We start from the raw sequence: 12,964 nt of genomic DNA on the forward strand, positions 1-12,964 counted from the left end.
ACGGAAAAGCGCGTGTCGTTGGGAGCATGGCCGTCGTGATCCCGATGACCGTTCGCCGGCTTACGTTGTCGTCCCTGCTGCCCCGGATGCGCGACCGATCGCCCGGACTGGCCGCCGGCCTCGTGGGCGGTGTGCTCGCGGCCGGGCTGGGGCTCGGGTCCTTCGCCGCACTCGTGATGGTGCAGTGGATCAGCTCCCCGTATCCCGACAGCGGGCCCGGCGGCGCGCTGCACGTCGCCGCCGCGTTGTGGCTGCTGGCCCACGGCGCGGAACTGGTGCGCGTCGACACGCTGTCCGGGGTGCCGGCGCCGGTCGGCGTCACTCCGCTGCTGTTCCTCGCGCTGCCGGTGTGGCTGGTGCGGCGGGCCGCCCGGGACGCCGTGGACGCGGGCGACGCGGACGTCGGCGTCGGCGCGGAGGGCGGGGAGCCGGTGAGCGCCCGCACCGCGTGGGCCGGCGTCGTGGTCGGGTATCTCGCCGTCGGCTCGGGCGCCGCCCTCTACGCCGCCACGGGCGGAGCGCTGCGGACCTCGTGGGCGTGGACGGCGGTGTGCGTCCCGGCGGTCGCGGTGCTGGCCGCCGGGGCGGGGGTGTGGTCGGCCTGCGGGCACCCGCGCGGACCCGTGGACGGCGTGCTGCTCATGCTGCCGCGCGGGCTGCGGCGACCGCTCCTCGGGACGGCGGAGGGCGCACGTCTGGCGGTCGCGGCGCGGGCGGCGGCCGCGGGTGCGGTGGTGCTCGTCGGGGGCGGTGCCCTGCTGGTGGCGTCGTCGTCGGTATGGCACGCAGGAGCCGCCCGAGAGGCGTTTCTGCAGCTGACGGAGGGCTGGTCGGGCCGGTTCGCGGTGCTGCTGCTGTGCGTGGCGCTGGTGCCGAACGCGGCGGTGTGGGGGGCTGCGTACGCCCTCGGGCCGGGGTACCTGCTCGGTGCGGGGCACGTGGTGGCGCCGCTGTCCTCCGACCCGGCGCCGCTGCTGCCGCCGTTTCCGCTGCTGGCGGCCGTTCCCGAGGCCGGTGCCGGGACGCCGTGGAACTGGGGGGCGAGCGTGGTGCCGCTGGTGGCGGGCGTCACGGTGGGCGCGTTCGCGGCCCGTGCGGCGACGGGGCGTGCGGCGACGGGGCGTGCGGCGTCCGCCGGGACCGCCGGGATCTCGGGTCCTGCTGGGCCGGGTCGGCCCGGAAGGACTCCCGGACCGGGTCGGGCCGGCGGGAGGGCCGCACCCGCCGGGGAGCCCGGGGAGGCCGGCGAAGGCTGGTCGCGGGGGAGGACCGTCGGGGTCGTCGTGCTGGCGGGCGTGGGGTGCGGGGTGCTGATGGGAGCGCTGGCGGGGCTGGCGGGCGGGCCGCTGGGGGCCTCCGTGCTGGCGCGGTTCGGGCCGGTGTGGTGGCAGGTCGGGGGTGCCGTGCTGCTGTGGGTGGTGGGGGTCGGGACGCCGGTGTGCGTGGCGGTGCGGGGGTGGCGCTGCCGGAAGCGGGGGGCGGCCGGGTGGGCCCCCGGGCTCCGGCAGGAGAAGGCCGGGAAGGCGGGGACGCGGAGCGGCGTGGCGGCGTCGGCGAGGGCTGCGGAGGAGGAGTTGTACGACTTCCTCGTCCCCCGGCATGCCGAGCCCGGCCCGCCGTCGCACTTGTTCGGCGAGGCCGTCGACGACTTCGCGCCGATCGAGCCGGCGTCGTACGTGGCGCCCCCGGATCCCTTCGCGCCGATCGAGCCGGTGTCCTACGTGGCGCCCCCGGACCCGTTCGCCCCCCTGGAGCCCATGCCGTTCCTCGAGCCGGGCGGGGCCCCCACGCCACCCCGGCCCCTCACGCCGCCCCAGCCCGCCATGCCGCCGGGGCCCCTCACGCCGCGCGGGTTCCGCCCGCCGCGTGAGCCGCTCGCCGACGTCGGGCCGGTGGAGCCCGTCGGTCCGGCGTGGCACGGCGACTCGGCCCGGGAGGTCCGGTGGGCGGCGTTGCGCGAGGCCGGCGAGGAAGGGGGCGAAGGGACGGATCCGCACCGGTGACCGTCCGCAGGACGCCCTCTGACGGACGCCCCCGGCTCCCGCGAGCGCGATTCCCCGGCTCCCGTGAGCGCGTCCCCGGCAGGGCGTCCTCAGGATGCGGAGGCGGAGCCCTGCCTCAGGAGTCGGTCCCCAGGATCTTCCGCAGTTCCTTCGGCAGAAGGTCGTTGCAGGACTGCTTCGCCTCGTTGGTGAGGGCGTCGTTGGTGCAGGTGTAGTAGTCCTGGTAGACGAGTTGCGCGGTGAAGCTCGCGGCGACCAGGGCCAGCGCCAGGGAGGCCGTGACCACGCCGCTCACCGCGGCGGTCTTCTGCGGGCGGGGGCCGCTCTCGGGGCGGGGGCTGTCGGGGGACGGGCTGCGGGGCTTGGCGCGCAGGGCGCTGATGCCCCAGTTCAGGGCGAGCGCCCCCAGCAGCAGGGCCACGTACGGCCAGCCGAAGAGGACGAAGAAGAAGGCCCACATGCCGCTGAGCAGCGCGTAGCGCGCGCGGCGCTGGGCGGGGTCGGTGGGGTCCCAGCGCTTGCCGCCGTTCTCGGGTCCCGGCCCGCCGTTCCCGTTCCCGTTCCCGTTCTCCGGACCGCGGCCCGGCCGTTCGCCGAAGCCGCCGGGGGAGCGGCCGGGCTGCCGGTCGCTCCACTGGCTGCCCCACGGGGATCCGCCGCCCTCGGGGGCGCCGCCCGCCGGACGCCGGGGCTGCCAAGGGCGGTCGGGGGCGTTCTCCGGCGGCGGGGCGAACGGGTTGTCGTCCTCGGGGGGCGTGCCGTCGCCCGAGGGGGCGTCCGGAGGGGAGGCTGGGCGCTCCCGCAGCAGCACGGCGCCGCGCTCCCCTCCCTGCGGTGACTGCGGGGGGAGCGTGAGGAGTCGCAGACTGCGGTCCGGCATCAAATGAGCGTCTTCCCCTAGGAGATACGGCTGACTGGTGTGAGCTGTCGTAGGGGGAACGCACTGCACGACGACCGCGTTCCCGCTCCCCACTCCTCGCAGACGCTACCTTCCGGCCGCGCCCCCGTCCCTCGGGGGCCGCCCGGTGTGCCGGTATCGTTGCTGACGGTCGGCTCCTTCGTAGGCTTCCCCGTATCCGGGGGCGCGATGCATTCGTACGAAAGCACAAGCCCGCGCAGGTCGCCACCCTCCGTACGTGCTTCCCCGAGAAAGGGCCCCGCCGTGGCCGCCAAGCCCGTGGCCAAGCGCCTCGTCGTGCTGGTCTCCGGATCCGGTACGAATCTGCAGGCGCTCCTCGACGCCATCGCCGACGCCGGCGTCGACGCGTACGGCGCCGAGGTGGTGGCCGTCGGGGCGGACCGGGGGGCCGTCGAGGGCCTCGCCCGTGCCGAGCGGGCCGGTATCCCCACCTTCGTCTGCCGCGTCAAGGACTTCGCGGACCGGGACGAGTGGGACGCCGCGCTCGCCGAGGCGGTGGCCGCCCACGAGCCCGACCTCGTGGTCTCCGCCGGGTTCATGAAGATCGTCGGCAAGGAGTTCCTGGCGCGGTTCGGGGGGCGGTTCGTGAACACCCATCCCGCCCTGCTGCCCAGTTTCCCGGGGGCCCACGGAGTGCGGGACGCGCTCGCGTACGGCGCCCGGGTCACCGGCTGCACCGTCCACTTCGTCGACGACGGCGTCGACACCGGCCCGATCATCGCCCAGGGCGTGGTCGAGGTCCGGGACGAGGACGACGAGAGCGCTCTGCACGAGCGCATCAAGGAAGTCGAGCGAAGGCTGCTCGTCGAGGTCGTGGGGCGGCTCGCCCGCAACGGCTATCGCATTGAGGGACGAAAGGTAGTTATCCAGTGACCGCCGACAGCACTGTCACGGCAGAGAGCGGCAAGCGGGGCATCCGTCGCGCGCTCGTCAGCGTCTACGACAAGACCGGTCTCGAAGAGCTCGCGCGCGGGCTGCACGAAAGCGGTGTCGAGCTCGTCTCCACCGGTTCCACCGCCTCCCGCATCGCCGCCGCCGGCGTCCCCGTCACCAAGGTCGAGGAGCTGACCGGCTTCCCCGAGTGCCTGGACGGCCGGGTGAAGACCCTGCACCCCAAGGTGCACGCCGGCATCCTCGCCGACCTGCGTCTCGAGGACCACCGGCGGCAGCTGGACGAGCTGGGCGTCGCGCCCTTCGACCTGGTCGTCGTCAACCTCTACCCGTTCCGCGAGACCGTCGCCTCGGGCGCCTCCGAGGACGAGTGCGTCGAGCAGATCGACATCGGCGGGCCGTCCATGGTGCGCGCCGCCGCCAAGAACCACCCGTCGGTCGCCGTCGTCACCAGCCCCGGCCGGTACGCCGACGTCCTCGCGGCCGTGCAGGCCGGCGGCTTCGACCTGGCCGCCCGCAAGCGGCTCGCCGCGGAGGCCTTCCAGCACACCGCCGCCTACGACGTCGCGGTCGCCAGCTGGTTCGCGTCCTCCTACGCGCCGGTCGACGAGTCGCGGTTCCCCGACTTCCTCGGCGCGACCTGGGAGCGCAGGAGCACCCTGCGCTACGGAGAGAACCCGCACCAGCCGGCCGCCCTGTACGTGGACGGCAGCGGCGCCGGTCTCGCCGAGGCCGAGCAGCTGCACGGCAAGGAGATGTCGTACAACAACTACACGGACACGGACGCCGCGCACCGGGCCGCGTACGACCACGCCGAGCCGGCCGTCGCGATCATCAAGCACGCCAACCCGTGCGGGATCGCCGTCGGCGCGGACGTCGCCGAGGCGCACCGCAGGGCGCACGCCTGTGACCCGCTGTCGGCGTTCGGCGGCGTCATCGCCGTGAACCGGCCGGTGAGCCGGGAGATGGCCGAGCAGGTCGCGGAGATCTTCACCGAGGTCATCGTGGCGCCGGACTACGAGGAGGGGGCGCTCGAGGCCCTCACCAAGAAGAAGAACATCCGGGTGCTCAGGGCGCCGCAGGGCCCCGCGGCCCCCGTCGAGCTCAAGCCCGTCGGCGGCGGCGCGCTGCTCCAGGTCACCGACCGGCTCCAGGCCGAGGGTGACGACCCGGCGAACTGGACGCTGGCGACCGGCGAGGCGCTGTCCGGGCCGGAGCTCGCCGAGCTCGCGTTCGCCTGGCGGGCGTGCCGGGCGGTGAAGTCCAACGCGATCCTGCTCGCCAAGGACGGCGCGTCGGTCGGCGTCGGCATGGGGCAGGTCAACCGGGTCGACTCGGCGAAGCTGGCCGTCGAGCGGGCCGGGGAGGAGCGGGCGCGCGGCTCCTACGCCGCCTCCGACGCGTTCTTCCCCTTCCCCGACGGGCTCGAGGTCCTGGTCGAGGCGGGCGTGAAGGCCGTGGTGCAGCCCGGCGGTTCGGTCCGTGACGAGCTGGTCGTCGAGGCCGCGAAGAAGGCGGGCGTGACGATGTACTTCACCGGCACGCGGCACTTCTTCCACTGACCCCGAGCCACACCGCACGAGGGCCCGCCGGTTCGCGAACGACTCGTCGCGAACCGGCGGGCCCTGCCGGTGCTGGTCGGCGGGCGATGCCGCCCGGCCGGCGGCCTGCTCAGGCGGCCCGGTAGGCCTGCACCCAGGAACTGTTCTCGAACAGGAGCCGGTACCGGGTGCCGTCGCGCACGTCGGTGGCGACGACCGTCCAGTCGCTGTCGACCCTCGTGTAGTTGCTCTGGCAGTACGAGGGCGACGAGCTCGGGTAGAAGCACACCTTGACGTTGCGGTAGGGGGTGATCAGCAGGTTGGCGATCTTGACGTTGATGTCGTTGCACCGGGAGGTCGTCGTGTACGTGCCGGAGCTGGGGTGGTAGCGGCTCTCGCCGGAGAAGTAGGTCGCGCCGTCGTAGCAGGTCGCGGCACTCGCGGGGGTACCGCCGGCCAGGACGCCCGCGCTCGCGAGAGTGAACGCCGCAGTGAGGGTGGCGGCCGCTTTGCGCACCGTGTGTCCGGACATGATCTTTTCCCCCTGTTTGTCGGAAGCCTTCTGCTGCGCAGCCGGTCGCTCTGTGCAGTCGGTCGCGCTCAGAGTAGGAGGCCCGACGCCGGAGGGGTCCCTGGAACTTTCCAGGTATGCCGGTCCCGCGCGTGACCTCGTCACCGGCTCGGCGGCGTGGAGGGTCGTCCGTCGCCCCCGTCGCCCCCGTCGCCGCAGTGTGCGATGAACCGGTGGGACAGGGGCGCGTACGTGCCGGCCAGATTGCCCTGGGCGCGCTGGGAGGTGCAGCCGGTGCGCAAGCGGCTGCGGGGGCGGGTGACGTCCGCTCCGACGGGGGTGTAGTCGCGGCCCCGGTAGTAGGCGACGCCGCCCAGGTCCGTGGAGTCGTCGGCGTTGTAGTAGATCGACCTCACCGGGCGGTCGGCGGTCCACATGCAGGTTTCCCGGCCGGACAGCCAGTCGGGGTCGCTGTCCTCCCACGCGCACATCTCGCCGTTGCCGTTCTGCTCGCTGAAGAAGCAGACGGACGCGTACGGGCAGCGGTGGTAGCCGTACGACGGGCCGCTGTCCCGCAGGGTCGCGTACGTGACGCCCCCGGCTGCGGCCAGGAGCGCCCCGGCGACGGCGCCGACCAGGGCGGGACCGCGCCGTCTGCGCGTGCGCGACCAGGGCGAGCGGAGCAGGCGGGAGAGGCGGCCCAGGCGAGCCGGACGGGGTAACCAGGCCGGACGCGCCGGGCGGGCGGAGTCGGTGACGCCCGCCGCCGCCTCCACGCGGCGCAGGAGCGCGCCGGTGTCATGGACGAGCCGGTCTCGGTGGGTGCGGGACAGGCAGTCGGTGACGATCTGCCGCCAGTCGGCCGGGAGCCGGGGCGAGAGGCGCAGTTCCTCCGCACCCCGGGCGTATCGCACCGCCGCGTCGCTGCGGGCCTCGGCCGACGCGCCCGGCAACGGGTACGAGCCGGTGAGGACCACGTGCGCCAGGACCCCGTAGGCCCAGACGTCGGCGGTGGGGCGGACCGGCGTGCCGCGTTCGCTGACCTCGGGCCACAGCAGTTCGGGCGGGGTGTAGTCCTGCGTGGCGAAGGCGAGCGAGTAGGCGTGGGTGCCTTCGAGTTCGGCGGCCGTGTTGAAATCGGCCAGGCGTACCGAACCGTCCTTCATCAGCAGGACGTTGCCCGGTTTCAGGTCGCCGTGGACCCAGCCGGCGCGGTGCAACTGGCTCAGGCCCGCACAGACCTGGGCGAGCAGCTCGGGTCCGGCTTCCGGGACCGGATCGCGGTCGAGCAGGGCGTCCACAGAGCCCTCGGCCCGCTCCAGGACGAGCACGGTGGCGCCGTCGAGTTCGGGACGGTCCGGGTCCTCGACAGTGAGCGTCTCGTGCATGCGGATCAGCCGGGGCGCCCGGATCCGCTGGAGCAACTCGACCTCTCGTGCGGCCAGTTCCCGCAGGTGGTGCAGTTGGCGGGGGGTGCGCGTGCCGGTCGGCAGGAACTTCAGCGCCGCGACCGGCGGCAGCGCGGCGCCGGGCCGGGTGTTCCTGGCCGCGTACACGGTCGCGAAGGAGCCGGACGCGAGGGGCTCGCGCACCTCCCAGCGGCCGACCCGGTAGCCCTTCGGGACGGGCACGGTGTGCGGTCCGTGGGACCCGCGCGTCCGACCGGTCACCGGCCCGCACCGCTCAGGGACGGGGTGAGCACCCCGAGGTCGTCCTCGCGGACCAGGTCGAACCGGAGCGCCAGGGACACCAGCGACTCCTTCCGGCCGTTGAAGCGCCGGCCGGGCTCCGGCACGTCCGGGTCGGGCCGAAGCCGCAGTTTGACCGCGAGGTAGTCGACGTTCCAGTACACGGCGGAGCGGCTGACCCCGGGCCAGACGGGCCGCAATCGGTCCACGAGTTCTTCCACGGCGGGCGGCGGGGCGTGCGGTTCGCCGCGCAGACGCGGCTCGCACAGGGCGGCCAGGACCGCGAAGTACCGTTTGGTGCGGTCGAGGGAGAACGCCGCAGCGGTGCGCTCCCCGGACAGCCCGTGGCGGGCGACGCTGCGGAAGGCGTGGCATGGCGCCCAGACCTCGAAGGCGAGCAGATCGCCGCCGGCGGGCAGGACGACGCGCGAGAACTCGAACGGCACGGGCGCCTCCTGCCGGCCCGGCGCCACCTTCATGTGCTCGCCCGCGCCCTCCGGGTTCTCCACCACGTAGGTCTGGTCCTCGCTGTGGTTGCTGAGCAGCCAGAACGAACGGTGCGCGGTGATCTCCCCGGCGGCCCGGGGGACTCCCGCGTGAGCGATGACGAGGCCGCCGCCGTCGCCGGCGGCCCTGCCGAACGTCAGCCGTTCCCCCGTGGAGACCCTGATCTGTTCGGCGGCGCCGTCACACGGCGGTGGCACGACGATGAGGCTGTACATGGAGTCGTCCCCTCCTCCGATGGCTGGGGGCGAGCCCCCAGCCCGAGGGGGGCAGATTAACGGAGGCTCCGCACGGACCACGAGACTTTCCCCGACGTGGTCGGCGGGCGGCGTGCGGGACGCGCGTGGACGGGCGCCGGCGCGCGGGACGTACGGAACGGGGCCGTGTCACGTGGTGACACGGCCCCGTCGAGAGTGACGAGAAGACGCCGTTGCGGCGCTCACCGACCGGTTCATAGCGCCTCCGGTTCCCGAGCGGTCGACAGCGCGCCCGCGGTCAGTAGCGCGGGCGGTTGAACCAGGCCGAACCGGTCGGGGCGATCATGGCGGCCGCCATGACGCCGCCGAAGCCGATCCACAGCAACGCCCAGATCAGAACCGCGGAGGAGCCGGCGTCGGCCGCGCCGATCAGGATGAGCAGGCCGAAGAGCGCGCCGAGGATGCCGTAGATCATCGTCGTGATGCGGATGCCCTGTCCGCCCCGGCTGAACTTGACGCCCAGGGTGATGGACAAGCCGGCCAGGCCGAGGAAAAGCAACGCCATGACGAAGATGATGCCGGCCGAGGCGTGGCCCAGATCGGAGAAGCTGTTCCCGCCGAAGGTGTCCTCGCCGGCGTTGGACGCGTCGTTGATGGTCGCGGCGCCGAACATGGCGGAGATGCCGATCAGGGCCTGCACGGCAGCCACGATGTAGAGCATGACCCGCGCGGTGACCATCAGGCCGGGCATCGACTGTGGCATGGCGTTGCCCCCCGGGTAACCGGGGTACGCCGGTTGCTGCGGGAATCCGTAACCCGGCGGTGGGCCGGTCGGCGCCGGAGGCTGCTGGGGGTAGCCGTAGCCCGGAGCGGTCGGGGGCTGCTGGGGCGGCGGGCCGTAGGGGTTGTTCGGGTCGCCGAAACTCATGGCGGTCCTTCCTCCGTTGCGTTCGAGTGCGGGGACGCGCGGCCTGGCTCGGAGGAAAGTTCTACAGATGCGGTCCGTCCCCCCGGTACTGCCCGCGGCACTGTGCCGTCAATCGTTCTGCAATGGCCGGTTTGTTGTCCAGCCGCATTCCGCGGCAAAGAGCATGTGTTGTGCAAGTGCAACATCAACGATCACGTCCGCACACCTGACGGCCCCAGCCGCCGCCTCCGTACGGGTTCACCCGGATTGGAACCGGGAGGCCGTCATCCGAGAGGATGGGACCATGACCGCCCAGATTCTCGATGGCAAGGCCACCGCAGCCGAGATCAAGTCCGATCTGACCGCCCGAGTGGCGGCGCTGAAGGAGAAGGGCGTGACGCCCGGCCTCGGCACGATCCTCGTCGGCGCCGATCCCGGCAGCCAGAAGTACGTGGCCGGCAAGCACCGCGACTGCGCCGAGGTCGGCATCGCGTCCATCCAGCTCGAGCTGCCCGACACGGCCACCCAGGAGGAGATCGAGGCGGTCGTCCGCGGACTGAACGACGACCCCGCCTGCACCGGTTACATCGTCCAGCTCCCGCTGCCCAGGGGCATCGACGAGAACCGGATCCTGGAGCTGATGGACCCGGCGAAGGACGCCGACGGCCTGCACCCGACGAACCTCGGCCGGCTGGTCCTCAACGAGCCCGCCCCATTGCCCTGCACCCCCAACGGCGTGCTCACGCTGCTGCGCCGGTACGGCGTGGAGATCAAGGGCGCGGAGGTCGTGGTGATCGGCCGTGGCGTCACCATCGGCCGTTCGATGCCGCTGCTGCTGACCCGGCGCAGCGAGAACGCCACGGTGACGCAGTGCCACACCGGCACCCGGGACCTCTCGGCGCACCTGAAGCGGGCCGACGTCATCGTCGCCGCCGCCGGCTCCGCCCACCTGGTCCGGGCCGAGGACGTCAAGCCGGGCGCGGCGGTGCTCGACGTCGGCGTCTCCCGCAACGCGGAGGGGAAGATCGTCGGCGACGTCCACCCGGACGTCCGCGAGGTGGCCGGCTGGGTCTCCCCGAACCCCGGCGGGGTGGGCCCGATGACCCGCGCCCAGCTGCTCGTCAACGTGGTCGAGGCGGCGGAGCGCAGTGTCGGCTGACGGCGTCTCCGGGAAGACCGACGACATGGACGGCACCGACGGCCGTATCGCCGACGGGGGCGACCACCGGGTCGAGCGCGGTGCCGGTGGCGGCGACGAGATCGAGGTGCGGGATCCGATCAGCGCGCCCGACGCCGACGGCGTGCCGCGTCGCACCACCCGCCGCTTCCCCAAGTTCACCCGGGACACCGCGCGTCCCGAGGGCGCCGGGCGGGCCGCGCCCGGCGACGCGCTGGCCGCCCGGCAGTGGCCGATCATCGCGGTGCTGGGCATCGTCGCGCTCGGCCTGCTGGTGACCGCGCTCGACCAGTTCCGGATCGGCACCATCCTGATCGGCGTCGGACTGCTGACCGGCGCGGTCCTGCGCTGGCTGCTGCCCGGCGTCGGCATGCTCGCGGTGCGCTCCCGCTTCACCGACATCGTGACCTACGGGGTGCTCGGCACGGTCATCGTCCTGCTGGCGCTGATGGCGCAGCCGGAGCCGTGGCTGCAGATCCCGTTCCTCAAGGACACCCTGCACTTCACGGTCGACAGCAGCTGACGGCACACGACCGGCGGCCCGTCCTCATCCCCCGAGAAGGACGGGCCGCCGACGTGTGCCACGCTCTCGCATCGCGAACGGCCTGTTCAACAGCTGTCCGGACGCTGTGGCACGGAAGTGACCGTTCCGCTACCGGGCGCGCGCCCGGGCGCAGTCGCCCCCGGCAGGGGAACCGACCGGCCGCCCCGCGTCGTCCCCTCAACGAACCGAAGGGAAGGTGGGCGGGATGGGCGCCTGGCAGCCGCTGCCGGACGGGCTGCCGTCGGAGGTACGGCACTTCGTGGAACAGTTGCGGCAGCTCAAGGACGGTACGGGCCTCAGCCTGGCCGCGCTCGGTGCGCGCACCGCGTACAGCAAGTCGTCCTGGCAGCGCTATCTCAACGCCGTCCAGCCGCCGCCCCGGCAGGCCGTCGCCGCGCTGTGCCGGGTGGCGGGACTGGCCGGCGCGGAGGCCGAACGGCACGTCGTCCGCTGGGAGTTGGCGGTCGAGGCCTGGCCGCGGCAGGCGTCGGCGAACCCGGCCGAGGCCTACGAGGAGGATCCGACGGTCCCCTGGTGGGACCGGCTCGAGGAGCCCGCCCCGCAGCCCGCGCCCGGACCGGCCGGACGGCTCCTGCTCTACGCGGCCCTGCTCCTGCTGGCGCTGCTGCTGGCCGCCGTCGGAGGCGCGGTCGCCTTCGGCTGAGTGACGGCGACCTCGACGGCGGAGCCCCGAGGCCGGCGCCGCGCACTCCTGAAAGGGACGCGGGCGGAACCGGCCTGAGAAAAAATGCCGCCCGCACAGGAATAGCCGCCTCCGCTCCGGGAAGGCGCACCCGTACCCCCACGGGAGTCCGGCGCGACCCGGCACCCCCACACGGCGGTCGCCGATCCCCCTCTCCCGGACCGGCGGCCGCCGCTTCGTGCGGGTCTCCCGTACGCCGAGAGGCACTCTGTGAAGCGGGCCACACAACCCCGGACGTCCGGCATCCCGGATGCGCGATAGCCTGACCGCTGATCGGATCTCTTGATACCAAGAGATCGATCATTTGTACGTCCCACCCGGGGCAGGGACGCCCCACCGACAGCTGTCATACGGAGAACGCCATGACCCGCACTCCCGTGAACGTCACCGTGACCGGCGCGGCCGGCCAGATCGGTTACGCCCTGCTCTTCCGCATCGCCTCCGGCCAGCTGCTCGGCGCGGACGTGCCCGTCAGGCTGCGCCTGCTGGAGATCACCCCGGCGCTCAAGGCCGCCGAGGGCACCGCCATGGAACTGGACGACTGCGCGTTCCCGCTGCTCCAGGGCATCGACATCACCGACGACGCCAACGTCGCCTTCGACGGCGCCAACGTGGCCCTCCTCGTCGGCGCCCGCCCGCGCACCAAGGGCATGGAGCGCGGTGACCTCCTCGAGGCCAACGGCGGCATCTTCAAGCCGCAGGGCAAGGCCATCAACGACCACGCCGCGGACGACATCAAGGTCCTCGTCGTCGGCAACCCGGCCAACACCAACGCCCTGATCGCCCAGGCCGCCGCCCCGGACGTACCGGCCGAGCGTTTCACCGCGATGACCCGTCTCGACCACAACCGCGCGCTGACCCAGCTCGCGAAGAAGACGGGCTCGACGGTCGCCGACATCAAGCGCCTGACGATCTGGGGCAACCACTCCGCCACCCAGTACCCGGACATCTTCCACGCCACGATCGCCGGCAAGAACGCCGCCGAGGTCGTCAACGACGAGAAGTGGCTGGCCGAGGACTTCATCCCGACCGTCGCCAAGCGCGGCGCGGCCATCATCGACGCCCGTGGCGCGTCCTCCGCCGCGTCGGCCGCCAACGCCGCGATCGACCACGTGCACACGTGGGTGAACGGCACGGCGGACGGCGACTGGGCCTCCATGGGCATCCCGTCGGACGGCTCCTACGGCGTCCCGGAGGGCCTGATCTCCTCCTTCCCGGTCACCGTGAAGGACGGCGTCTACGAGATCGTCCAGGGCCTGGACGTCAACGAGTTCTCCCGCGCCCGCATCGACGCGTCGGTGCAGGAGCTGGCGGAGGAGCGCGAGGCGGTTCGCGCACTCGGCCTGATCTGAGCCCGACCTGAACGCAAAGCGATCCCC

General features: G+C 73.2%; 12 protein-coding genes. 7 read left to right on the forward strand and 5 right to left on the reverse strand.

Going from position 1 to position 12,964, the window contains the following annotated elements:
- Nucleotides 1–26 precede the first annotated feature (26 nt).
- On the forward strand, nucleotides 27–2,003 hold the full coding sequence (locus tag QF032_RS24250) for a cell division protein PerM (protein ID WP_307057471.1): 1,977 nt from the start codon (nucleotides 27–29) through the stop codon (nucleotides 2,001–2,003).
- Nucleotides 2,004–2,118: 115 nt separating this feature from the next.
- On the opposite strand, the gene QF032_RS24255 is transcribed toward QF032_RS24250, so the two are convergent.
- A complete protein-coding gene (locus tag QF032_RS24255) occupies nucleotides 2,119–2,883 on the reverse strand; it encodes a hypothetical protein (RefSeq protein WP_307057472.1) in 765 nt (254 codons plus the stop codon).
- A 282-nt stretch (nucleotides 2,884–3,165) separates the two neighbouring features.
- On the opposite strand from QF032_RS24255, the gene purN reads away from it, so the two are divergent.
- Nucleotides 3,166–3,795, forward strand: a complete 630-nt coding sequence (gene purN, locus QF032_RS24260; RefSeq protein WP_306949692.1) for a phosphoribosylglycinamide formyltransferase — start codon at nucleotides 3,166–3,168, stop codon at nucleotides 3,793–3,795.
- On the forward strand, nucleotides 3,792–5,375 hold the full coding sequence (purH, locus tag QF032_RS24265; RefSeq protein ID WP_307045363.1) for a bifunctional phosphoribosylaminoimidazolecarboxamide formyltransferase/IMP cyclohydrolase: 1,584 nt from the start codon (nucleotides 3,792–3,794) through the stop codon (nucleotides 5,373–5,375). Before purN ends, purH begins: the two co-directional genes overlap by 4 nt.
- Nucleotides 5,376–5,484: 109 nt before the next feature.
- Here the strand turns inward: purH and QF032_RS24270 are convergent, their stop codons facing one another.
- The 4 genes from QF032_RS24270 to QF032_RS24285 all read right to left on the reverse strand — a co-directional run bounded on the left by QF032_RS24270 (nucleotide 5,485) and on the right by QF032_RS24285 (nucleotide 9,182).
- The gene (locus tag QF032_RS24270; RefSeq protein ID WP_307045364.1) at nucleotides 5,485–5,886 is read right to left on the reverse strand and encodes a hypothetical protein; all 402 of its coding nucleotides are present in this window, start codon (nucleotides 5,884–5,886) and stop codon (nucleotides 5,485–5,487) included.
- A gap of 140 nt (nucleotides 5,887–6,026) precedes the next feature.
- Nucleotides 6,027–7,496, reverse strand: a complete 1,470-nt coding sequence (locus tag QF032_RS24275) for a serine/threonine-protein kinase (RefSeq protein WP_307057473.1) — start codon at nucleotides 7,494–7,496, stop codon at nucleotides 6,027–6,029.
- A gap of 35 nt (nucleotides 7,497–7,531) precedes the next feature.
- Entirely contained in the window at nucleotides 7,532–8,275 is a 744-nt protein-coding gene (locus QF032_RS24280) for an FHA domain-containing protein (protein ID WP_306949688.1), read from the reverse strand.
- A 277-nt stretch (nucleotides 8,276–8,552) separates the two neighbouring features.
- Nucleotides 8,553–9,182 (reverse strand): hypothetical protein, encoded by a 630-nt coding sequence (locus tag QF032_RS24285; RefSeq protein ID WP_307057474.1) that lies wholly within the window; start codon nucleotides 9,180–9,182, stop codon nucleotides 8,553–8,555.
- 283 nt (nucleotides 9,183–9,465) lie between these two features.
- Here QF032_RS24285 and QF032_RS24290 point away from each other — a divergent pair, with 283 nt between their 5' ends.
- The 4 genes from QF032_RS24290 to QF032_RS24305 all read left to right on the forward strand — a co-directional run bounded on the left by QF032_RS24290 (nucleotide 9,466) and on the right by QF032_RS24305 (nucleotide 12,937).
- Entirely contained in the window at nucleotides 9,466–10,320 is an 855-nt protein-coding gene (locus QF032_RS24290; protein ID WP_307045367.1) for a bifunctional methylenetetrahydrofolate dehydrogenase/methenyltetrahydrofolate cyclohydrolase, read from the forward strand.
- Nucleotides 10,310–10,861, forward strand: coding sequence for a DUF3017 domain-containing protein (locus tag QF032_RS24295; RefSeq protein WP_306949685.1), 552 nt, complete (start codon nucleotides 10,310–10,312; stop codon nucleotides 10,859–10,861). The genes QF032_RS24290 and QF032_RS24295 overlap by 11 nt, the downstream gene beginning before the upstream one ends.
- A gap of 226 nt (nucleotides 10,862–11,087) precedes the next feature.
- Nucleotides 11,088–11,546 (forward strand): helix-turn-helix domain-containing protein, encoded by a 459-nt coding sequence (locus QF032_RS24300; RefSeq protein ID WP_307057476.1) that lies wholly within the window; start codon nucleotides 11,088–11,090, stop codon nucleotides 11,544–11,546.
- Nucleotides 11,547–11,947: 401 nt separating this feature from the next.
- Entirely contained in the window at nucleotides 11,948–12,937 is a 990-nt protein-coding gene (locus QF032_RS24305) for a malate dehydrogenase (protein WP_307045368.1), read from the forward strand.
- Nucleotides 12,938–12,964: the final 27 nt, after the last annotated feature.

Origin of the sequence: Streptomyces achromogenes, assembly GCF_030816715.1 — a bacterium.
GTDB lineage: Bacteria > Actinomycetota > Actinomycetes > Streptomycetales > Streptomycetaceae > Streptomyces > Streptomyces achromogenes_A.